Source organism: Tenacibaculum sp. 190524A02b (genome assembly GCF_964036645.1).
GTDB classification, from domain to species: Bacteria; Bacteroidota; Bacteroidia; order Flavobacteriales; family Flavobacteriaceae; genus Polaribacter; species Polaribacter vairaonense.
Genome location: NZ_OZ038525.1, coordinates 2,000,358 through 2,023,977 on the forward strand (window position 1 = coordinate 2,000,358; position 23,620 = coordinate 2,023,977).

General features: G+C 32.1%; 22 protein-coding genes and 2 tRNA genes. 11 read left to right on the plus strand and 13 right to left on the minus strand.

Annotated features, from left to right (window positions below; genetic code table 11):
* Positions 1 to 130: 130 nt before the first annotated feature.
* Genes ABNT65_RS07875 through ABNT65_RS07900 form a run of 6 tightly spaced genes read right to left on the minus strand, consistent with a single transcriptional unit; the run spans position 131 to position 5,554 of the window.
* A complete protein-coding gene (locus ABNT65_RS07875) occupies positions 131 to 1,423 on the minus strand; it encodes a hemolysin family protein (protein ID WP_348704747.1) in 1,293 nt (430 codons plus the stop codon).
* Positions 1,424 to 1,431: 8 nt separating this feature from the next.
* Complete coding sequence (locus tag ABNT65_RS07880; protein ID WP_348704746.1) at positions 1,432 to 1,629, minus strand: hypothetical protein; 198 nt, start codon at positions 1,627 to 1,629, stop codon at positions 1,432 to 1,434.
* Positions 1,629 to 2,198, minus strand: a complete 570-nt coding sequence (gene lptC, locus ABNT65_RS07885) for an LPS export ABC transporter periplasmic protein LptC (protein WP_348704744.1) — start codon at positions 2,196 to 2,198, stop codon at positions 1,629 to 1,631. Before lptC ends, ABNT65_RS07880 begins: the two co-directional genes overlap by 1 nt.
* Positions 2,199 to 2,205: 7 nt before the next feature.
* Complete coding sequence (locus tag ABNT65_RS07890) at positions 2,206 to 3,516, minus strand: hypothetical protein (protein ID WP_348704742.1); 1,311 nt, start codon at positions 3,514 to 3,516, stop codon at positions 2,206 to 2,208.
* A gap of 21 nt (positions 3,517 to 3,537) precedes the next feature.
* Entirely contained in the window at positions 3,538 to 4,830 is a 1,293-nt protein-coding gene (locus ABNT65_RS07895; protein ID WP_348738912.1) for a hypothetical protein, read from the minus strand.
* The gene (locus tag ABNT65_RS07900; protein ID WP_348747612.1) at positions 4,823 to 5,554 is read right to left on the minus strand and encodes a type III pantothenate kinase; all 732 of its coding nucleotides are present in this window, start codon (positions 5,552 to 5,554) and stop codon (positions 4,823 to 4,825) included. Before ABNT65_RS07900 ends, ABNT65_RS07895 begins: the two co-directional genes overlap by 8 nt.
* Positions 5,555 to 5,662: 108 nt before the next feature.
* Here ABNT65_RS07900 and ABNT65_RS07905 point away from each other — a divergent pair.
* Positions 5,663 to 5,735, plus strand: a tRNA-Phe gene (locus ABNT65_RS07905).
* A gap of 65 nt (positions 5,736 to 5,800) precedes the next feature.
* A tRNA-Phe gene (locus ABNT65_RS07910) sits at positions 5,801 to 5,876 on the plus strand.
* Positions 5,877 to 5,969: 93 nt separating this feature from the next.
* Here the strand turns inward: ABNT65_RS07910 and ABNT65_RS07915 are convergent.
* From ABNT65_RS07915 to ilvD, 7 genes are all read right to left on the minus strand, one after another.
* Positions 5,970 to 6,212, minus strand: a complete 243-nt coding sequence (locus ABNT65_RS07915) for a transposase (protein ID WP_348704977.1) — start codon at positions 6,210 to 6,212, stop codon at positions 5,970 to 5,972.
* A gap of 28 nt (positions 6,213 to 6,240) precedes the next feature.
* Positions 6,241 to 6,444 carry a transposase gene (locus ABNT65_RS07920; RefSeq protein WP_348704737.1) on the minus strand — a complete coding sequence of 68 codons (204 nt, stop codon included), beginning with the start codon at positions 6,442 to 6,444 and terminating at the stop codon, positions 6,241 to 6,243.
* Between the two features lie 150 nt (positions 6,445 to 6,594).
* Positions 6,595 to 7,860, minus strand: a complete 1,266-nt coding sequence (gene ilvA / locus ABNT65_RS07925) for a threonine ammonia-lyase IlvA (RefSeq protein WP_348747614.1) — start codon at positions 7,858 to 7,860, stop codon at positions 6,595 to 6,597.
* Between the two features lie 3 nt (positions 7,861 to 7,863).
* Positions 7,864 to 9,360 carry a ketol-acid reductoisomerase gene (ilvC, locus tag ABNT65_RS07930; RefSeq protein ID WP_348704733.1) on the minus strand — a complete coding sequence of 499 codons (1,497 nt, stop codon included), beginning with the start codon at positions 9,358 to 9,360 and terminating at the stop codon, positions 7,864 to 7,866.
* Positions 9,361 to 9,398: 38 nt separating this feature from the next.
* Positions 9,399 to 9,923 (minus strand): acetolactate synthase small subunit, encoded by a 525-nt coding sequence (gene ilvN, locus ABNT65_RS07935; protein WP_348704732.1) that lies wholly within the window; start codon positions 9,921 to 9,923, stop codon positions 9,399 to 9,401.
* Positions 9,924 to 9,925: 2 nt separating this feature from the next.
* On the minus strand, positions 9,926 to 11,659 hold the full coding sequence (gene ilvB, locus ABNT65_RS07940) for a biosynthetic-type acetolactate synthase large subunit (RefSeq protein ID WP_348747615.1): 1,734 nt from the start codon (positions 11,657 to 11,659) through the stop codon (positions 9,926 to 9,928).
* 54 nt (positions 11,660 to 11,713) lie between these two features.
* Positions 11,714 to 13,390, minus strand: a complete 1,677-nt coding sequence (gene ilvD, locus ABNT65_RS07945; protein WP_348704729.1) for a dihydroxy-acid dehydratase — start codon at positions 13,388 to 13,390, stop codon at positions 11,714 to 11,716.
* Between the two features lie 1,108 nt (positions 13,391 to 14,498).
* Here ilvD and ABNT65_RS07950 point away from each other — a divergent pair.
* The 9 genes from ABNT65_RS07950 (at position 14,499) to argH (ending at position 23,428) form a co-directional block, all read left to right on the plus strand.
* Positions 14,499 to 15,113: a GNAT family N-acetyltransferase gene (locus tag ABNT65_RS07950; protein ID WP_348704727.1), complete on the plus strand. Its 615-nt coding sequence runs from the start codon at positions 14,499 to 14,501 to the stop codon at positions 15,111 to 15,113.
* Positions 15,114 to 15,120: 7 nt separating this feature from the next.
* Positions 15,121 to 16,299, plus strand: coding sequence for an argininosuccinate synthase (gene argG, locus ABNT65_RS07955; RefSeq protein ID WP_348747616.1), 1,179 nt, complete (start codon positions 15,121 to 15,123; stop codon positions 16,297 to 16,299).
* 2 nt (positions 16,300 to 16,301) lie between these two features.
* Complete coding sequence (gene argC / locus ABNT65_RS07960) at positions 16,302 to 17,279, plus strand: N-acetyl-gamma-glutamyl-phosphate reductase (RefSeq protein WP_348747617.1); 978 nt, start codon at positions 16,302 to 16,304, stop codon at positions 17,277 to 17,279.
* 11 nt (positions 17,280 to 17,290) lie between these two features.
* A complete protein-coding gene (gene proC / locus ABNT65_RS07965) occupies positions 17,291 to 18,091 on the plus strand; it encodes a pyrroline-5-carboxylate reductase (RefSeq protein ID WP_348704721.1) in 801 nt (266 codons plus the stop codon).
* Positions 18,088 to 19,227: an aspartate aminotransferase family protein gene (locus ABNT65_RS07970; RefSeq protein ID WP_348747618.1), complete on the plus strand. Its 1,140-nt coding sequence runs from the start codon at positions 18,088 to 18,090 to the stop codon at positions 19,225 to 19,227. Before proC ends, ABNT65_RS07970 begins: the two co-directional genes overlap by 4 nt.
* Entirely contained in the window at positions 19,224 to 20,159 is a 936-nt protein-coding gene (locus ABNT65_RS07975) for an acetylornithine carbamoyltransferase (protein WP_348704717.1), read from the plus strand. Before ABNT65_RS07970 ends, ABNT65_RS07975 begins: the two co-directional genes overlap by 4 nt.
* Positions 20,156 to 20,932: an acetylglutamate kinase gene (gene argB, locus ABNT65_RS07980; protein WP_348704716.1), complete on the plus strand. Its 777-nt coding sequence runs from the start codon at positions 20,156 to 20,158 to the stop codon at positions 20,930 to 20,932. Before ABNT65_RS07975 ends, argB begins: the two co-directional genes overlap by 4 nt.
* The gene (locus ABNT65_RS07985; protein WP_348704714.1) at positions 20,932 to 21,996 is read left to right on the plus strand and encodes a M20 family metallo-hydrolase; all 1,065 of its coding nucleotides are present in this window, start codon (positions 20,932 to 20,934) and stop codon (positions 21,994 to 21,996) included. Before argB ends, ABNT65_RS07985 begins: the two co-directional genes overlap by 1 nt.
* Positions 21,997 to 22,147: 151 nt before the next feature.
* Positions 22,148 to 23,428 (plus strand): argininosuccinate lyase, encoded by a 1,281-nt coding sequence (gene argH / locus ABNT65_RS07990; protein WP_348747619.1) that lies wholly within the window; start codon positions 22,148 to 22,150, stop codon positions 23,426 to 23,428.
* Positions 23,429 to 23,620 lie beyond the last annotated feature (192 nt).

Below are 23,620 nucleotides of genomic sequence, written 5' to 3' on the forward strand. Positions count from 1 at the left end.
TATTTTATTAACAGTGTGCGAAAATACAATTTCACATTTAATAATGCAATGTTTTTTTTAAGGATAGTTAAGATAATTAGCTGTTTTACAAATTTTGAAGTTATATACTTTTTGTAAAAACAATAAATTTTTAATCCTCTTTTTGAACCACTCTAAAATATACTGAATCAATTCTTGAAGCACTAACTTTTAGTATTTTAACCTCAAAACCTCCTATTACTAATACTTCATCTTGTTCTGGAATGTTTTCAGTATGATTTATAATAAAACCTCCCAGTGTTTCATAAGCTTCTTCTTTAGGAATATTCAAACTATACTCCTCATTTAGATAATCAACTTCTAAACGGGCTGAAAGATTAAACTCATTATTGCTTAGTTTCTCATCTAAAAACTCTTGAGTATCATGCTCATCTTCTATCTCACCAAACAATTCTTCTACTATATCTTCTACTGTAATAATTCCTGAGGTTCCTCCATATTCATCTACTACAACAGCTATACTTTTTCTTTTTTTCATTAAAGCACCTAGAACATCATTAATTATCATTGATTCTGGAACAAATTCTACTGGTAGTAATATTGAACGAATTGTTCTTGGCTTTTTAAACAATTCAAAAGCATTTACATATCCTACTATGTCATCTAATGAATTCTTATACACTAAAATTTTAGACAAACCTGTCTCAATAAATAAATCTCTTAAATTCACTACAGAGTCATGAATATCAATAGCTACTACATCAATTCTAGGCACCATTATTTCACGCGCTTTTACTTTATGAAACTCTAATGCATTTTGAAAAATTTGTATTTCAGAATCCACTTTTTCTTCATCATTTCCACCATCTAACTGCTCAGAAATATAGTTTCCTAACTCTTCTTTACTAAACTCAGTTTGCACCTCATTTTCCTTTGTTTTAAAAAATACGCGTAAACAGAAATCTGAAATCTTAGTTACTACATAAGTTATTATGTAAAAAATCAGGTAAAAAAAATACGCAGGGATCGCAAATATTTTTAGCATTTCATTTGCATAAATTCTAAATATTGCTTTGGGTAAAAATTCTGCTGTTACTAAAATTATTAATGTAGAAATTAAAGTTTGGGTTAATAAACTTACATCTGACAACATATAATTTATCACTTCATTATCAGATGGTAAAAATGTTTGAAACCACCCCATAAGTAACTTCCCCATAAAGTAACTATAAATAACTAAGGCCACATTATTACCAACAAGCATTGTTGTAATAAACTTAGAAGATTTTTCTGTGAGTTTAGCTAGAATTTTAGGCAATAAACCTTCTCTTTTCTTTTCTAATTCTATATGCAACTTATTAGCTGACACAAACGCTATTTCCATTCCTGAAAAAAAAGCAGATAACAATATAGATATAAAAATAATGAGTAGGTCTACCTCCATATAGTAAGTTATTTTTGGTTATTTCTATTAGTTACCTTTCTTCTAAAGTGACGTTTGAAGAAGAAAATTAACGTAATAAATATAGCAAAACCAAACATAATAAACGCCTGTGTTCGATCTGAATTAAATTTTAGTATTCCTTCTATAAAAAAAATAACTCCTACAATTAAATAACCATATTGTAGGTATTTCCATAATGTATTCATTATAAATCGTTTTCTTTAGTTTCTATTTTTCCTGTAATATCTTTTGCAATCCATTTAGATAAGTTTTCTTTAGACTCAAAACCAAATCCATTTATTGTATCAGTTGGGGTAGTTAACCTAAACCCATCCTCTGTAAAAAAATATTTTTCTTTTTGATCCCAATACAACTGATTGGTTTCTAACTTACTTTTTTCTGTATGATTAATGATAACTACATTTTCTTTTATTTCAGAAATTCTAGTTTTGTTATAAGTTAGGGCATACTTTCCTGTTATAGTTGTAGAGTCGACACCATTTTTTTCTATACTTATAATTTTTACTCCTTTAGGAAACTCATTATATGGATGCTCTTTTCTATTTGTAAAATCATGTAATAATGGGGTTATTAACTTAGAGGTAATTTTACCTGAGTCTTTATAAACATGAAAAACATCTTTACCAATTGCAATGGGTAAATTTTTATCTGCTAAAAAATCTTGTACTTCTTTTTTACTATTAGTACAAGAAAAAAACATTGCCATCAAACTAATGATAGCAATGTTAAAAATTATATTTTGTTTAGTTTTCATATGACTACTAAGGTACGCGAACCGTTTCACCTATCCAACATCCTACTTTGTGAGAAGAACCTGAAGAAACTCCTTTTTGGAAAACTAACTTCTTTGAAGGCACATTCTTTCTATAACTTGAAATATATCTACCTGCTCCACAACCAGGGTCTACTTTTTTTGCTTTTAATGCTTTTTGTAAAGCTGCTACGTATACCATTCTCTTTTCAAACTCATCAGTACCACATGAGTTAGCACTTTTCTGATATAAACTAGCAATGAATAAATAAGCTTTACCTAAATTAGGATTGTATTTTAATGCTTCATAAGCTAAAGCTCTACCTCTTGCTCCTCCTTTACCTTGTGCTTCTCTAAGTTTTAATTTAGCTTTCTTTAATGGGTCAGTTTCTAGATCAAATGCTTTTTTTCTCATTTCTTTAGCTCCGCTTCTATCTCCATTTCTTTCTAATACACCAGCAATAAAGTTAAAGGCATCTGCAGACTGAGTTACATCTGCATAAGCTTTTGCTAATTTCTCAAATAAAGGATCTGTTTGACAACCTTTATTATACATCCTTGAAACAGCTCTTTTTAACCAAACCCCATTAGATTTATTAGCTTCAAAATCTCTGCTGTATATAGGTATTAATCTTTCACAAGTAGCTATTTCAGAAATCATAGCATCTAAACCTCCTTCAACCTTTCCTAAAGATGAAGAATTGATTGTATACGCTTTTAATCTCTTTTTTTCTTTAGCTCCAATTGTACCAGCCTCTTCTTTAGCTTGTAATTTTGCAATTTTCACATTATAATCATCTAACTTTTCTTGTACTGATTCAACCACATCATCATAAGTATCAAATACTAATTGTGGATTAGAGTCTTTATTTTTTTCTACAATACCTTTAAAATATCTAAAGATATTCTTAACTCCCATATCTTTAGGAGACAATTTGTATGCTTTTTCTAATAAAGTAAATATTTCTGCATCTGTTCCTAATTTATTTTTAATTAAATAAGTTGCGTAATCACTGTGTGCCTTAGCCGCTCCTTTTTTAGGAAAATTGACTAATCTAGCCTCATACACTCTTTTCATTAAAGCATGGTCCCCTGTCTTATCCGCAACCTTAGCTCCATATTTGTATATATTAACTGATAATTTAGCACAGTTAGTTAATAAATACTCTAAATCTGGTTTAGCAGCATCATATTTTTTGGTTATTGCATTCCCTTTAAATAGGTTATACTTTACATTACATTCTTGACTTGCTTGTGCTTTAGTTGTGTTTACAGCTACAAACAAAAATACCCCTGATAATAAATACGTAAATTTTTTCATCGTTATATTGTTTGTTTTTTATTAATCTATTTTTCTCTTTTGGAACCAATTAAAACTGTTTAAAGATAAACTTAGTTTTATATTGAAATAATTCTCTTTAATTAAATTATTATTAGTAGTTCCTCTTTGACCATACTCAAACCCAAGATTAACATTGGATAATTGCTTTGGTAATGGTAAACCAAAACCAACATTTATGCCAAAATCGTTTATTGATGTTAAATTTTGCCCTGTTCCAGTTCCATCTGCTAAAACACCTATTTTTTCAAAACGAACCCCAGCTCTATAAACAACTCTATCCCAATAACTTGAAATAGAATTCTTTTTAGGAATGTAATATCCTCCTAAAGAAAATTTATTTCCTTTTTCATACTGAAAACTACTTGCTGTAGTATTAATGCCACTTGAATTAGCAATTGCTTCACGATATTCCTGATTCAATCCAACATACCATTTGTTATGTTTTCCTAATCCTACACCAAAAACAGCTTTAAATGGTAATGTAATGTTTCCTGATACAGATGTATCATACGATAATTTTTTAGGACTTTCTGCTCCACTGCTTGCGAATGTTAATGAATATAATCGTTCATTTCCTCTTGCTGATAAATCACTTTCAAAAGTTACCGATGCTCCAGTAGATAGCTCTAACTTATTTTTAAGCTCTCTCTTATATTGTGCTCCAAATTTAAACTGCCCTCCTTTAATATTAAGTTTTTCTTCTTGTTTAGTAGCTAACATTACTCCCGATCTTTGATTGACAATACTGTTTTCTATATTTCCAAATATAAAACTGGCTTCAAGTCCTAACGATAAACCATCTAACACATACATACCAAAACTACCATATAGTCTATTTGTTCCTCCACTCCCTGTAAATTTTGTCAATGAAGATATGTTACCCGATCCATCATAAATTCTATTCACTAATGAATATCCTACTGAAGAAAAAGGTTGCAACCCTGCAGAAAAACCTGCTTTTTTACCAATAGGGAAACCTAAAGAAACATATCTTAAACTTGTCGAATTTCCTGACTGAGAAGCTTGTGCTTCCTTAAGTGTTAAAAATGTTAAGTTTCCTCCTAAAGCATAAGTTGCATATCTTAAATCTGCATTAGCTGCTGGATTTGTAAAATTCAAGTGATAGCTATCTTTTAATGCTACCCCTATTCCTCCCATTGACGACTGTTCAACAGTTACTGGGTCAAAATTTTCTCCAATTCCAAAATAAGAATAAGGTGAAGCGCTATTACGTTGTGCACTAATTGTAGTTGTTCCTACTAAAAATAATCCTATTATAAACCTCTTAATCATCCGCTATATTATATATCAAAATAGTGTGTAATCCCTCCAAAACGAAATTTGGATGGGCAAATATGACATTTTTAAATTGTTTTGACAAGAAATTTGTGTCTCCTCCTGTTAAAACTACTGTTAAATCTTGATATTTAACTCTATATTGATTAATAAGCCCATTTATTTCATTGTATACTCCATTTACAATTCCAGAATGAATAGATGTTTGGGTATTTGTCCCAATAATACTTGTTATTTCTGTAGGCTCTAATAATGGTAACTTAGATGTATAATTATTCAGTGCATTATACCTCATTCTAATTCCTGGGGAAATTGCTCCTCCTAGGTATTCTTTTGTTTTTGTAATAAATTCATAAGTTATGCAAGTACCTGCATCAATAACTAAACAATTTTTATTGGGATACTTTTTCACTGCTGCTGCAGCTAATGCTATCCTATCCACCCCTAACGTCTTTGGAGTATTGTATAAATTTTTAAAAGGCACTTTAGTCTCATTATTTAGAAATATCGGTTCTAATAACTCCTTTATTTTAATAGTTTCTTCAGGGCTAAAAGACGCTACGGATGATATTATGCTACTTTTTATTGAGTACTTTTCTTTAATTTTTAAAATTTTTTTAAAAATTTCTTCTTTTTTAAAAATGGTTTTATGAATTAAGATATCTTTCTCAAATACAGCTAATTTTATTCTAGTATTACCTACATCAATTATTAAAAACATGGTATAATTTTATAAGTTTCCAAAGTTACGATAGATTTTTTACTTCTTTTATTTTGGTAAATTGAAAAACGATTGTATATTTGCATCCGCTTAGTAAAAGTAGCAACTGGTGCCTTAGCTCAGTTGGTAGAGCAAAGGACTGAAAATCCTTGTGTCCCTGGTTCGATTCCTGGAGGCACCACAAAAATAAAGCTCATGATTTCACATTGTGAGCTTTATATAAAAGCTACTAAACTAAGTACCAATGGTGCCTTAGCTCAGTTGGTAGAGCAAAGGACTGAAAATCCTTGTGTCCCTGGTTCGATTCCTGGAGGCACCACCACCAAAACCCAAACTTTTAAGTTTGGGTTTTTTGGTTAAAAAAACACATATATTCCAAACAAGGGATCATTCGGATCATTCTCAATTGTTGTGGTTATGCAAAAATTTGAGTTAATCTATAGAGAAAGAACTCTATACTTCTCACACCTCTAAATTGTGCCCTGAAAGCTTTGATTTTAGCATTAAAAGATTCTGCCGCTGCATTTGTACTTCTATTATCAAAATAATTGAGTATTGATTGATAATTTAGAGCTATTGAGTTTGCTACAATATTAAAAGCTTTAAATCCTGAATCTTCCACTTCTTTAAACCAATGCGCTAGTTTGGTATACGCTATTTTTTTGGATCACTTCTAAATGTTGTGGTTATACAAAAACCTGAGTTAATTTGTATAAGAAGAATTCTACATTTCTTAGGTCTCTAAACCGCGCTCTAAAAGCTTTTATTTTCGCATTGAACCATTCCACTAATACATTTGTACTTCGGTTATCAAAATAATTGAGTATTGATCCAGGATCATACTTCCAATAAAGACATAAAACAATGTTACCTCTATTAAACGAATACATTTCATCTGTTTGTATTATGAAAAACTTTACATTTAAAGCTATTTATATTAGCCCTTACAACTACCTTATCAATATTTTATACAACTTAATTCATAAAACAAAAAAACCGCTTAAAAAGCGGCTCTCTACTCAATATTAACTTACAATTTGTTAGATTAAAAATTCAAACAAATTAGGTTTATCATTTAAATATTCTCCGTAAAAATTTCTTTCTTTCATACGAGTCATTAATGGTGCTAAGTCTTCTTTTTTCTCTAATTCAACACCTACAACAGCTGGACCATTTTCTCTGCTTGTTTTTTTAGAATATTCGAAAAAAGTAATATCATCATTTTTCCCTAATACATCCATTACAAACTCTTTTAAAGCCCCAGCTCTTTGTGGAAACCGAATTATGAAATAATGTTTTAAACCACCATACAACAAAGCCCTTTCCTTTATCTCTGCTGTCCTTGTTATATCGTTATTACTACCACTTATAACACACACCACATTTTTCCCTTCTATTTCATCTTTAAACTCATCTAAAGCCGCCAAGGTTAAAGCCCCTGCTGGCTCAACAACAATCGCGTCTTTATTATACATATCAAGAATTGTTTGACACACCTTCCCTTCAGGAACAGTAATCATATCACTTAAATTCTCTTTACATATTTTATAAGTTAAATCTCCAACTTGTTTTACAGCTGCTCCATCAACAAACTTATCTATTTTATCTAACTTTAGGTTTTTATTGTTTTCAATAGCCAACTTCATTGAAGCCGCCCCTTTAGGTTCAACCCCTATTACTTTAGTTTTTGGAGATAACACCCTAAAAACACTAGATAGTCCAGAAGCCAATCCTCCACCTCCTACAGGAACAAAAACATAATCAATCTGCTTCTCACATTGATTTATAATTTCTAAACCTACAGTTCCCTGCCCTTCAATTATCTTTTCATCATTAAACGGATGCACAAACGTTTTACCTAAACTATCTGAAACATATTTTGCAGCGTTATATGCATCGTCAAAAGTATCTCCTGTTAGTTGAATATCTATATATTCTCCTCCAAACATTCTTACTTGCTCAACTTTTTGTTTTGGTGTTGGAGCTGGCATAAAAATAGTACCTTGAATCTGTTTTTTACTACAAGCCAAAGCCACTCCTTGTGCATGGTTTCCCGCACTAGCACAAACAATACCATTTACTAATTCTTCTTTTGCTAAAGAACTGATTTTATTATAAGCTCCTCTAATTTTATAAGAACGTACTTGCTGTAAATCTTCTCTTTTTACAAGTATGTTTGCTTTATATCTTGCTGAAAAAGTTGCACTAGGCAGCAGTGGAGTTACAGCAACTACCTCTTTCAAGGTAGAAGCTGCACTCTGTATATCTGCCAACTTAGGATAATATGTTTCCGTTTCGATTTTCATTTATTAAGCTAAAGCTGGTTCTTTTGCTTCTGTTTTTACTGATTTCATCGCTGTCATTGCAGAACGTAAAACTGTTCCCGTAGCTTCGATTGGATGATTTCTTATTGCACTATTAACCTCTATTAATCTTTGGTTATCTACCCCATTACCTTCTCCGTATGCTTTTCCAATAATATCAGTAGAAACTGTTTTCATGAAATCTACTAATAACGGTCTACAAGCATGATCAAATAAATAACATCCATATTCAGCTGTATCAGAAATAATTCTATTCATTTCAAACAACTTCTTACGTGCAATTGTATTAGCAATTAATGGTGTTTCATGAAGTGACTCATAATATGCCGAAGCATCAATGATACCAGCTTCAGTCATTGTTTCAAAAGCCAACTCAACTCCTGCCTTCACAAAAGCAACCATTAATACTCCATTATCAAAATATTCTTGCTCACTTATTTCTCCTGATTGTGGTGCTGTTTTTTCAAAAGCAGTTTCGCCAGTAGCTGCTCTCCATGATAATAAGTTTTTATCATCATTAGCCCAATCCTCCATCATAGTTCTAGAGAAATGACCAGACATAATATCATCCATATGTTTATGGAACAATGGACGCATAATATCTTTCAATTCTTCAGACACTTCATATGCTTTAATTTTAGCTGGATTAGACAGACGATCCATCATATTAGTAATACCTCCATGCTTTAATGCTTCTGTGATAGTTTCCCAACCATACTGAATTAATTTAGATGCATATCCTGGCTCAATTCCTTCTTCAACCATTTTATTAAATGATAAAATAGAACCAGTTTGCAACACACCACATAAAATAGTTTGCTCTCCCATTAAATCTGACTTTACTTCAGCTACAAACGAAGATTCTAAAACTCCTGCTCTATTTCCTCCTGTAGCAAAAGCATAAGCTTTAGCCTGATCAAATCCTTTTCCTTGTGGGTCATTTTCTGGATGAACAGCCATTAATGTAGGTACACCAAATCCTCTTTTATACTCCTCTCTCACTTCTGAACCTGGACACTTAGGCGCAACCATAATTACAGTTAAATCTTTACGGATCTGCATTCCTTCTTCCACAATGTTAAATCCATGAGAATATGACAATGTTGCTCCTTCTTTCATTAAAGGCATTACCGTATTTACAACTCTTGTATGTTGTTTATCTGGTGTTAAGTTACAAACTAGGTCAGCTGTTGGAATCAACTCCTCAAACGTCCCTACATTAAAACCATTTTCAGTTGCATTTTTATAAGACTGACGTTGCTCCTCTATAGCTGCTGCACGTAGCGCATACGAAACATCTAATCCAGAGTCTCGCATATTTAACCCTTGGTTTAATCCTTGAGCCCCACATCCTACAATTACTACTTTTTTTCCTTCTAAAGCTTTGATTCCATCTTCAAACTCAGAAGCCTCCATAAATCTGCATTTCCCTAATTGCTCTAACTGCTCTCTTAAAGATAATTGGTTAAAATAATTTTCCATTGTTTGTTTATATTATATTTTCTTGTTGTGTTATTGTTTTATTTTAGTGCTTTTAGCATTTCTGAAACAGGCATTTCTGCTTTTGTTATTGCTATTCTACCTGATCTTACGAATTGCATTATACCATGGTTATCTAAGATATGATACAATTCTTCTACTTCTTCTTTTGTTCCTGATTTCTCCAAAACAAAGAAATCTTTATTTATATTAATTACTCTTGATTTACTACTGTTTATTATTTTTTGAATATCATCATTTTCAGTAAGCAAATCTGTACTTAATTTAAACAAGCAAGATTCTTGATATATTGTTTCATCATCTGTATGGTAATATGCTTTAATCACCTCTACTTGCTTCTCTAGCTGTCCTAATATTTTTTTTACTTGTTCTTCAGTTAATTTAACTAACAAAGTAAATCTAGATACACTTTTTATCTCAGACTTAGACACATTTACACTCTCAATATTAATATGTCTTCTTTGAAAAATTGCTGAAATTCTATTCAATAAACCTATATTGTTCTCGGTATAAATTGAAATGGTATATGTTTGTTTATTTTCCATAATTATTCTAATCTTATATCTGACACTGATGCCCCTGTTGGTATCATTGGAAATACATTATCTTCTTTCTCTACACAAACCTCTAAAAAGTAAGCTTCATCAGCTTTCATCATTTCCTCTACTGCACTTGTTAAATCTTCTCTTTTAGTTACCCTGTTTGCTTTTAAATGATATCCTTTAGCAATCGCTACAAAATCTGGATTTATCATTTCTGTAGACGCATACCTTTTGTCAAAAAACAACTGTTGCCATTGACGTACCATGCCCAAAAATTCATTATTTAGCACAACAATTTTAACAGCTGTTTTTGTTTGTAAAATAGTTCCTAACTCTTGTATTGTCATTTGATAACCTCCATCACCAATTATAGCTACAACCTCTCTTTCAGGCGCTCCCATTTTAGCTCCAATAGCCGCAGGCAAAGCAAACCCCATTGTACCTAAACCTCCTGAAGTTACATTACTTTTTGTTTTATTAAACTCAGCATATCTACAGGCAAACATTTGATGTTGTCCTACATCAGAAACAATAACAGCATCTCCTCCTGAAGCCTTGTTTATCTCCTTTATTACCTCTCCCATTGTCAAACCTTCTTTCTCAGGATATAAAGTATCTTTTATTACTTTATCAAACTCAATTGCATCGTATTTTTTAAACTCTTCCAACCAAGTTTCATGCTTATTTTCATTTATATAAGGTAATATTCTTTCCAAACTCACTTTTGCATCTCCAAGAACAGCTACCTCTGTCTTCACATTCTTGTCCACTTCTGCTGGGTCTATCTCAAAATGCACTACTTTAGCTTGTTTTGCATAAGTATTTAAATCTCCTGTTACACGGTCATCAAAACGCATTCCAACAGCAATTAACAAATCACATTCGTTTGTTAACTTATTTGGCCCATAGTTACCATGCATACCAACCATTCCTACATTTAATGGATGAGATGTTGGTAAAGCAGACAACCCTAAAATAGTCCAAGCAGATGGTAATCCAGCTTTTTCTATAAGCGCTTTAAATTCTTCCTCTGCCTCACCCAATATAACTCCCTGGCCAAAAACCACTAAAGGTTTTTTAGCTGCATTTATTAAAGCCGCAGCCTCTTTTAGCTTCACCTCTTCAACTTCAGGTTTTGCTTTATAACTCCTAACAGAAGTACATTTTTCATAAGAAAAATCAAACTCTTCAAACTGAGCATTTTTTGTGATATCAATAAGCACTGGTCCTGGGCGTCCTGAACGCGCTATATAAAAAGCTTTAGCCATTACTTCTGGAATTTCACTAGCCTTAGTGATTTGATAATTCCATTTAGTTACTGGTGTTGAAATTCCAACAATATCAGTTTCCTGAAAAGCATCTGTTCCTAATAAATGATCTGCAACCTGACCTGTAATACAGACCATAGGAGTTGAGTCAATTTGTGCATCTGCGATACCAGTTACTAAATTTGTTGCTCCTGGACCTGAAGTAGCTATTGCAACCCCTACTTTCCCTGACACTCTAGCATAACCTTGTGCCATGTGTGTTGCTCCTTGCTCATGTCTAGTTAATACATGATGAATTTTATCTTGATACTTATAAAACTCATCATAAACAGGCATAATCGCTCCTCCTGGATATCCGTATAATACATCTACACCTTCTTCCAGTAAACACTTGATTACCGCTTCTGCTCCTGATATTCTTTCTGTTTGATTCAAGATTTCTTTAGTTTGTTCTTCTGTTTTTGTTGCCATTTTATTTTGCTTTGTGCTATTAGCTTTTGGCTATAAGCTTTTTATTTTTTCAAATTAAATCTCATCTGTTACACATCCATTAGATGCTGATGCCACAGTTTTTGCATACTTATACAAAACACCACGTTTTACCTTTAAAGGTGGTGCTTGCCACCCCTTTCTTCTTTCTTCTAACTCCTCATCAGAAACTTCAACATTAATAGTATTAGTTTCTGCATTTATTGTTATTAAATCTCCATCTTTCACTAATGCTATTACCCCTCCTTCTTGAGCTTCAGGTGTAATATGTCCTACTACAAACCCATGAGTTCCTCCAGAGAAACGACCATCCGTAATCAAAGCAACATCTTTTCCTAAACCTGCTCCCATAATAGCTGCCGTTGGTTTTAACATCTCTGGCATTCCTGGTCCACCTTTAGGTCCTTCATAACGAATAACCACGACATCTCCTCGTTCTACTTTTCCATCACGAATTCCATCATTAGCAGCATACTCTCCCTCAAATACCTTAGCTTTACCTCTAAATAACAAACCTTCTTTACCTGTTATCTTAGCCACAGAACCTTCTCGTGCTAAATTCCCATACAACATTCTTAAATGTCCTGTTTCTTTAATAGGACTTTCCAAAGGTTTCACCACTTCTTGCCCTTCAGTTAAACTTGGAACTTCAGCTAAATTTTCAGCTAAAGTTTTACCTGTTACTGTTAAACAATCTCCATGTAATAATCCTTTATCTAGTAAATATTTTAAAACCGCTGGTGTTCCTCCAACTCTATGTACATCTTCCATTAAAAACTTTCCACTTGGTTTTAAGTCAGCCAAGAAAGGTGTTTCATCAGAAATTCGTTGAAAGTCTTTCAATGTAAACTCTACATCTGCTGCTTTAGCTATAGCTAAAAAGTGTAATACAGCATTTGTAGACCCACCCATAACCGTTACTAAACGAATTGCATTTTCTAACGATTGTTTAGTTACAATATCTGACGGCTTAATATCTTTCTCTAGTAATACTCTTAACGCTTCCCCAGCTTTCACACACTCATTTTCTTTATTTTCACTTATTGCTGGGTTAGAAGAGTTATAAGGTAAACTCATACCTAAAGCTTCTATTGCTGACGCCATAGTATTTGCCGTATACATTCCTCCACAAGCTCCAGCTCCTGGGCAAGCTTTTTCTATAACACTTTGGTACTCTTCGTTATCTATTTTTCCAGCTACTTTCTCTCCCCAAGCTTCAAATGCCGAAACCACATCTAACTTTTTACCTTCATGACACCCTGAAGCTATTGTACCTCCATACACTAAAACTGAAGGACGATTTAACCTAAGCATCGCCATTAAAGCTCCAGGCATGTTTTTATCACACCCTACCACTGTTACCAATCCATCATAAGACATTGCTTGCACAACTGTTTCCATTGAATCTGCAATTACATCTCTAGACGGTAACGAAAAACGCATTCCTGGTGTTCCCATTGAAATTCCATCTGAAACTCCAATTGTATTAAATATCAATCCAACTAAATCAACATTTTCAGTACCTTCTTTCACCAACTTAGCTAGGTCATTTAAATGCATATTACAAGGATTCCCCTCATAACCAGTACTAGCTATTCCAATAAAAGGTTTTTTTAAATCTTCATTAGACAATCCCAATGCATGTAACATTGCTTGTGCCGCTGGCTGGGTATCATCTTGTGTAACTCTCTTACTAAATTTGTTTAATTCCATTTTTAGTTTTATCAGCTCTTTTTTAAAAGCTTTGTTTTTATATTTTGTTTGTCTTTTGTTATTCTCTTACTCTTAATTCTTAGCTACTATTAATACTAAACTTCTTCTATCATTAGCCATTTATAAAAAACTATTAATCAGATAATTTCATTGTTTTCTTGATTTTATTATTTCTTTCTTACTATACATACTTAATAGTTTTGTTATTCGAAATTATTTTATTGATTTATCGTTTTACTCTTAATTTCTTTTAAGTAATGATTCCTAATATTTAAAAAAAACATCTAAAACACTTAAAAACAACAATTTAACTTAAAACCACTAATGATATTCACTTTATAAAAAAAGCCTGTATCAATTTAATTGATACAGGCTTTTTTTATTTACATAAACATCCAGTATCAACTTTTAAAAAAGTTAATAATGACTATAATTATAATAATTACTCTTACTATTTTTACCATGCCGTTTTGTTGTACTAAAAAAGCTTCCTGAATTCAGGAAGCTTTTTTAGTATTTTATTTTAGTACATCAAATATAACTCCCTTATTATCCTATTGAGATAATGACAATGACAATAATGACAGAGATAATATTTAATACTTGTTTCTTCATATATGTGGCAAATATCTAAAAATATTTCTAAAATATCCAAACTTCAATAAAAAAAAACAAAAATTAAACAATTAACAGATATTTGTTTAAATAATCATCTTTTATTCATTAGAAACATAATTTTACCTGTTTTTTACATTTTTTTTACACGACAATATAATTTAATTTATACATTTGTGGCGTTATGCAACTTAAGTTATATATACATATACCCAGTTTGTTTGTGCGGTCATAGTTAAGCGCAGATTACCACCTACCCTATACTGAAGTATTTATATAATTTAATTTTTCTGTTTTGATAACTACAATATATTTTTTAACGATATACATAATAATTAAGGAAAGTAATAAGAACTTTACTAAAATTTCTTTAACTAACTTTAATCGACCTCGCCCGTAAGGGTGCTATATATTTATGGAATTTAGGTGCGTCCGATTCCTTCTTCAATTCAAATAACCAAACAACAAATTCTTTTTAAATTAATTTAAAACAATGAAAATTGTTACAACAAATGCATCTCATATTAAATATGCACAAATTATTTGTGACACCATAGAAGATGCAGCTAAAAAAAGAGGTACAGGGATTGCCAAACGTGACCCAAAGTACATCATATCCAAACTTAAACAAGGGAATGCTGTAATAGCTCTTGATGGTAAAAAATTTGCAGGTTTCTGCTATATCGAGTCTTGGGAACATGGAAAATTTGTTGCTAACTCAGGGCTAATTGTTCATCCTAGTTATAGAGGTTTGGGGCTTGCTAAAAAAATAAAACATACCATTTTTAATTTATCAAGAACCAAATACCCCAATGCAAAAATATTCAGTATTACTACTGGATTAGCTGTTATTAAAATGAACACTAATCTAGGATATAAACCCGTAACTTTTTCTGAATTAACTGAAGATCAATCATTCTGGAAAGGTTGTCAAACTTGTATTAACTATGACGTACTACAAAGAACACAGCAAAAAATGTGTCTTTGTACCGGCATGTTATTTGACCCTAACGAAACCTTAGAAAAAACTAAAGTTAAAGAAAAAGTTTTCAACAGATTAAAAAGAATTAAAGAACACATTTATTTAAAAAAACACGCAACTAAATAGAATATAAATGAAAAAATTAGTCATTGCATACAGTGGAGGTTTAGATACATCCTATTGTACTGTTAGTCTATCTAAACAAGGATATGAGGTACATGCTGTTAGCGTAAATACAGGAGGTTTTTCTTCTGAAGAAATAAAAAATATTGAACACAATGCGCTTTCTATAGGTGCAACTACCTATAAAAACATAGATGCTGTTAGCAGTTTTTACAACAAAGTAGTTAAATACTTAATTTTTGGTAATGTTTTAAAAAACAATACCTATCCACTTTCAGTTAGTGCTGAACGTATTGTTCAAGCCATAGAAATTATTAATTATGCTAAAAGTATTGGCGCACAATATATTGCTCATGGTAGTACGGGTGCTGGAAATGATCAAGTAAGATTTGATATGATTTTTCAAACCATTGCTCCTGAAATTAATATTATTACTCCTATAAGAGACCAACAATTATCTAGGCAAGAGGAAATTGAATACCTACACAATAACGGCATAGATTTATCTTGGGAAAAAGCCAAATACTCAATAAATAAAGGTTTATGGGGAACGAGTGTTGGCGGTGATGAAACACTAACCTCTAAATTACCTTTACCAGAAAGCGCTTATCCTTCTCAACTTGAAAAAACTAGTCCTGAACAAATACAACTTACTTTTGAAAAAGGCGAACTTGTTGCTATAAATAAAGAAAATAAAACTCCTGTTGAAGCAATTAGTTTCCTTAATGCTATTGCTTCTAAATTTGGAATTGGTAGAGACATTCATGTTGGCGATACTATTGTAGGAATTAAAGGTAGAGTTGGCTTTGAAGCTGCTGCTGCTTTGATTACTATAAAAGCACATCACCTACTAGAAAAACATACATTAACAAAATGGCAGTTACAACATAAGGAGTATTTGTCTAGCTTTTATGGAATGCATTTACATGAAGGTCAGTACTTAGATCCTGTAATGAGAGATATTGAATCTTTCTTAAAAAACAGTCAGTCTAAAGTATCTGGCGATGTATTTATCACACTGAAGCCTTACCATTTTACATTAGACGGTATTGATTCTCCTCATGATTTAATGGATACTAAGTTTGGAAGTTATGGTGAAATGAACAATAAATGGACTGCCGAAGAAGCTAAAGGTTTTATTAAAATACTAGGTAATCAAAATAAAATTTATCAACAAGTAAATCAATAAACATGATACAAGTAGGAATTATTGGCGGCGCAGGTTATACTGCCGGAGAACTTATCAGATTATTATTACAACACCCTAAAGCTAGTATCAATTTTATTTTTAGCACCTCAAATGCTGGTAATAAAGTTTCTAATATTCACCAAGACTTGGTTGGTTCTACTGATTTAAAGTTTAGTAGCGAGGTGAATCTACAAGTTGATATTGTATTTCTATGTTTAGGACACGGGAATTCTAAAAAGTTTTTAGAAAATTATTCTTTTTCTGAAAACACTAAAATTATTGATTTAGGTAATGATTTTAGGCTTGAAAATGATAGTAATTTTCAAGGAAAGCAATTTGTGTATGGTTTACCTGAGTTTCAAAAAGAACAAATTAAAAAAGCTAATTTCATAGCCAATCCTGGTTGTTTTGCAACTGCAATTCAATTAGCTTTATTGCCATTAGCTAATGCTAAAACCTTAAATAAAGACATTCATATTAATGCTGTAACTGGAGCTACAGGCGCAGGAACTTCCTTGTCTGCCACCACTCATTTTACATGGAGAGATAATAATTTTTCTTATTACAAACCTTTTACACATCAGCATTTAGGAGAAATTAATCAAACTATTAATAGTATGCAAAATGGATTTAATTCGGATATTTTGTTTTTACCTAATAGAGGTGATTTCTCTAGAGGTATTTATGCTACTTTGTATACTGAATTTGATAAAACTATTGAAGAAGCGGTTAACTTATATACAAACTATTACAAAGACGCTCCTTTTACATTTGTTTCAGACAATCCTATACATTTAAAACAAGTAGTAAACACCAATAAATGTTTAATTCACTTACACAAGCATCAAAATAAACTATTAATTACCAGTGCTATTGACAATTTATTAAAAGGTGCTTCTGGACAAGCTGTCCAGAATATGAACTTATTACTTGGACTTGAGGAACACACTGGAATTCAACTTAAAGCCACTTATTTTTAAACGCAAACATTATGAAGATAGCCATTATAGGAACTGGAAATTTAGGGAAGTCTATTGCCAAAGGATTAATTAAAAACAATGGTTTTGATAGTTTATATTTAACTAAAAGAAACATTGAAGAACTAAATGAGTTTAAAGAATACACCAATGTTTTTATTACAGCTGATAACCAAGAAGCCATTACTAAGTCAGATATTTTAATTTTTGCTGTACAACCAAGGCATTTTGAAAACATACTTCAAGAAAGCAAACCTTACTTAACAACAAATCATGTAATTGTTTCAACTATTACTGGGTTTTCTATTTCTAAAATAGAAGCAGTTATTGGTGCTGATAATTTTATTATTAGATCTATGCCTAATACAGCTATCGCAGTTGGAAAATCTATGACTTGTATTTGTAGCAATACTAAAGGGAAAGAACAAATAAACATAGCTACTACCATTTTTAACCAGTTAGGAAGTTCAATGATTATTCCCGAAACTCAAATGCAAGCTGCTACTGTTATATGCGCTAGCGGAATTGCTTTTTGGATGCGTTTAATACGGGCAACTACTCAGGCTGCTATTCAACTAGGTTTTGATGCAAAAGAAGCACAAGAATTAGCCATGCATACTAGTGAAGGAGCCGCCAACCTGTTAATCACTACTGGAAATCATCCAGAAGAAGAAATTGACAAAGTTACTACTCCAAAGGGCTGCACTATTGAAGGTTTAAACGAAATGGAACACAAAGGTTTAAGCGCTGCTCTTATTCAAGGAATGGTAGCTTCATTTAACAAAATTAACAACATTAAAAAAGAACAAATATGAGTTTATTTGATGTGTATCCCCTATTTGACATCACTCCTGTAAAGGCTACTGATGTATATGTATACGATGAAAACAACACCCAATATTTAGATTTATATGGAGGCCATGCCGTTATCTCTATCGGACATTCTCACCCAACTTATGTTAACAATATAAGTGAACAAGTAAACACATTAGGGTTTTATAGCAACGCTGTTCAAAATCCTTTACAATCTAAGCTTGCACAAAAACTTGGAGAAGTCTCAGGTTGCAAAGACTATCAACTCTTTCTTTGTAATTCTGGTGCTGAAGCGAATGAAAATGCACTAAAACTAGCTTCTTTTATCACTAAAAAAAAGAAAGTCATTTCTTTTAAAAACTCTTTTCACGGAAGAACCTCAGCGGCTGTTGCCGCTACTGATAACCCCAAAATAATTGCGCCTATTAATGAGCAACAAGAAGTAGTTTTTTTAGATTTTGAAGATATAAACGGGGTTGAAAAAGCTCTTCAAAACAATGATATTTGTGCTGTAATCATTGAAACGATTCAAGGTATTGGCGGATTACATGAAGCTTCTACCACATTCTTTCAACAGCTTTCTGAGCTTTGTAAAAAATACAATACGCTTTTAATTGCTGATGAAATTCAATGTGGATTTGGAAGAACTGGCGATTTTTTTGCTTTTCAAAAACACGGTATTGAGCCAGATATTATTTCAATGGCCAAAGGTATGGGAAATGGTTTTCCTGTTGGAGGCATTTTAATTCATCCAAACATCAAAGCCGTTTATGGAATGTTAGGCACTACCTTTGGTGGTAATCATTTAGCTTGTACCGCTTCTTTAGCCGTTTTATCAGTTATTGAAAACGAACAACTATTAGATAACACACAGCAAGTTTCTGGCTATTTTATAACGCAGCTTAAAAACATTCCTCAAATAAAAGGCATAAAAGGTAGAGGCTTAATGCTTGGGATAGAATTTGACTTTCCTATTGCAGAGCTACGAAAAAACTTAATTTTTAAGCACCACATTTTTACAGGAAGCTCAAAGAACCCTAATCAGCTTAGAATATTACCACCTTTATGTGTTAAAAAAGCACATATTGATGTATTTATACAGGCACTACAAGAAGAATTAAAAACACTTTTGCCATGAAACAATATGTAAGTTTACAAGACATTCAAAATCTTAAAAAAACTATTGATAAGGCTATTCAATTAAAAAAACAGCCTTTTCAATTTTCAGAACTTGGAAAAAACAAAACCTTAGTAATGCTTTTTTTCAATGCCAGTTTACGTACAAGATTAAGCACTGAAAAAGCGGCTAAAAACTTGGGTATGAATGTAAGTATTTTAAACATTTCAAATACTTGGAATTTAGAATTTGAAGATGGTACTATTATGGATTTAAACACTTCTGAACATATTAAAGAGGCCGCTAAAGTAGTATCACAATACGCCGATGTTATTGCTGTAAGAGCTTTTCCTTCTCTGGAAAACAAGTCTAAAGATAATTCTGAATTTGTAATTAACAGTTTTGTAAAATACGCCACAGTTCCTATTATTAATATGGAAAGCTCTACAGACCATCCATTACAAGCTCTAGCTGATGCGATTACCATTATAGAAAATAGCCCTAAAAAGAAACCTAAAGTAGTATTGTCATGGGCTCCACATCCTAAAGCTTTACCGCATTCTGTAGCCAATGCTTTTGTACACCTTATGCACAAAATGGATGTTGAGTTTACCATTACGCATCCAAAGGGATATGAGTTAAATCCTGAGGTTACTAAAGACTTTCCTATTGAATACAATCAGCAAAAGGCTTTTGAAAACGCCGATTTTATTTACACTAAAAACTGGAGTTCTTATAATAATTATGGACAGGTAACTAATAAAGATAGGCATTGGATGGTTACTCAGGAAAAGTTAAACAATGCTAAGTTTATGCATTGTTTACCTATTAGAAGAAATGTAGTTGCTGAAGATGCTGTTTTAGATAGTAACAACTCTTTAGTCATAGAACAAGCCAATAACAGAACCTATGCTGCTCAAATAGTATTACAACAAATCTTACAAAACGCATGAAAACTATAAAAATAATTAAGATTGGTGGTACTATTATTAATGATGAAAATGCGCTTACCGAATTTATACAGCATTTTTCAACCATTCAAGAACCTAAAATTTTGGTACATGGAGGCGGTAAATTAGCTACTGAACTAGCTAAACAACTAAACATTCCGGTTACTATGATTGATGGCAGACGTGTTACTGATAAAGCCACCTTAGATATCATAACGATGGTATATGCTGGAAAAATCAATAAAAATATTGTAGCAAAACTACAAGCTAAGTCTATTAATTGTATGGGATTAACTGGCAGTGACGGAAATACTATTCTTTCAGAAAAACGTCCTTCAACCCCAATAGATTATGGCTATGCTGGAGATATTTTAAAAGTAAATACGCAACCTATTGAGTTATTACTTCAAAACAATATGACACCAGTATTCTGTGCTATTACTCATGATGCTAACGGACAACTACTAAATACAAATGCTGATACTATTGCTTCTGAAATAGCCATTGCTTTATCAGAAAAATATACCACAGAGCTGTATTACTGTTTTGAAAAAAACGGAGTGCTCATAGATATTAATGACGATACTTCTGTAATTGAAAAAATTACCTCAGAAAGCTATCAACAATTAAAAAAAGACAATATCATTTTTGAAGGAATGCTTCCTAAATTAGATAATTGTTTCCATGCCTTACAACATAAGGTGCATAGGGTACACATTGGTAAAACTACCATGTTACTTCACAACCAAACCAAACACACATCGCTCGTACTATAATGGAAAAGCAACTCACTACCAAAGCTATTCAACTATTAAAAAATTTAATAGAAACTCCTTCTTTTTCTTCTGAGGAAGATAAAACTGCTCAGTTATTAGAAAACTGGTTTAAAGAATTTAATATTCCATATACTAGAACTAATAACAATGTATGGTCTGTAACTCCCAATTATAATGAAAACAAACCTACCTTATTATTAAACTCACACCATGATACTGTAAAACCTAACAATGGTTATACTAAAGATCCTTTTAAAGCCATAGTTGAAGAAGGGAAACTATTTGGACTAGGAAGTAATGATGCTGGTGGTTGTTTAGTTTCTTTATTAGCTACCTATACTTATTTTTATGAACGATCTAACCTACAATACAATTTAGTTTTTGCAGGCACAGCAGAAGAAGAAAGTAGTGGGCCTAATGGTTTAAACGGTTTACTGGCTACTTTGCCTAACATAGATGTTGCTATTGTTGGTGAGCCTACCTTGATGCAATTGGCAGTTGCTGAAAAAGGATTGGTAGTGTTTGATGCTGAAGTAAAAGGAACTCCTAGTCATGCTGCACATCCTAACAATAACAATGCTATATACAATACCATAGAAGTATTACAATGGTTTCAAAATATTAATTTTGAAAAAACTTCGGAAACTTTAGGCGATGTGAAGCTAACAGTAACACAAATAAATGCTGGTAAACAGCATAATGCGGTACCTGCTAATGTTGAATTAGTAATAGATGTGCGTGTAAATGACCAATATACAAATCAAGAAATTAGTAATTATTTACAAGAACATGCTCCATGTACTAGCATAACACCAAGAGGTTTAAATTTAAACTCTTCTTCTATTCCTAAAGAACATGCCTTAGTACAAGCCGGAATAGCATTAGGTAGAGAAACTTATGGCTCTCCTACTCTTTCAGATCAAGCAGTATTGAGTTGCCCATCATTAAAATTAGGCCCTGGAGATAGCAGACGGTCTCATACCGCGGATGAGTTTATTTATATACAGGAAATTGAGGAAGGTATTGATTTATATATAAAGTTATTAAGTAGAGTATTGTTTTAATAAACTACTAAAATTAAAAATCAATATAAAACTCACCTTTCCAATAATTAAAACCTTGGTTATCGCTCTGCGATTAAAAGCACACTGGAGAATTTTGTTAGCAAACACTAAACTATAATTCTCTACTTAACATTAAAACTGATATTCAGATATGAAACTTTGGGACAAAGGCATTAACATAGATAAAAAAATAGAGCAGTTTACCGTTGGTAATGATAGAGAAATTGATCTTTTTATTGCTTCTTATGACATTACTGCTTCATTAGCACATGCTAAAATGCTGGCAAAAATTGGTATTATTAATCAAGAAGAGCTTGCACAGCTTACGGAAGGTCTTGAAATATTACAAGAACAAGTAACCAATGGTTCTTTTGTAATAGAGCCTCAATTTGAGGATGTACACTCTAAAATAGAATTTGCACTTACAGAAATGTATGGTGAAGTTGGTAAAAAAATTCATACAGCACGCTCTAGAAACGATCAAGTTTTGGTTGCCCTACAATTATATTATAAACATAATTTACAACAAGTAACTGAAAAGGTACTTGTACTTTTTGAATCGTTATTACAGTTGGCGGAACAACATAAAAACCAATTATTACCTGGTTATACACACCTACAGGTTGCTATGCCTTCTTCTTTTGGCTTATGGTTTTCTGCATATGCTGAATTATTGATTGATGATGTACATTTAGTAAAAGCAGCTACTAAAATAGTGGATCAAAACCCACTAGGCTCTGCTGCTGGCTACGGAAGTTCTTTTCCTATTGATAGAGAATTTACGACTAAAGAACTTGATTTTGCTACCTTAAAATACAATGTGGTAGCAGCACAAATGAGTAGAGGTAAAAGTGAACGTACTATTGCTATGGCATTAACTAGTTTATGCAATACGTTAGCACGTTTTGCTATGGATATTTGTTTGTATAATAGTCAGAATTTTAATTTTATTTCTTTTCCTGACGAGTTAACTACTGGAAGTAGTATTATGCCGCATAAAAAGAATCCTGATGTTTTTGAGTTGTTACGTGGTAAGTGTAATAAAATACAAGCGTTGCCAACCGAAATGTTATTAATTACAAATAATCTTCCTAGTGGATACCATAGAGATTATCAATTATTAAAGGAAAATAGCATTGCGGCTTTTGAAGATGTAAAGGATATTCTAGACATTTTTAACTACGCTATTCAGCAAGTTGTGGTGCATGATGTTGATATTCATGATGAAAAGTATAAGTATTTATTTACCGTTGATAACATCAACACGCTTGTTGAAAACGGTGTAAGCTTTAGAGAGGCTTATCAAACTATTGGAGGTGCTGTGCAAAACAACACTTATGTTCCTGATACTTCTAAAGTACATACACATGCTGGTAGTATTGGTAATTTATGTATAGATGCTATTAGAAAAAAGTTTAACGCAAACACTTAAAAACACCTTTTAAATACAATTTTATTTTTATCCGAAAGCTTCCTGCATGAGTCGGGAGGTTTTCGGGTATTCCCCAAAATCCTGTTAGAATGAGTAACAAAAAAGTAGTGGCTACCGCTAGCATTTGCTAGTGGAGCGTATGAGTAAGCAATAAAATATAAATCACTATCTTAATTTTAGACAAATTGGTGT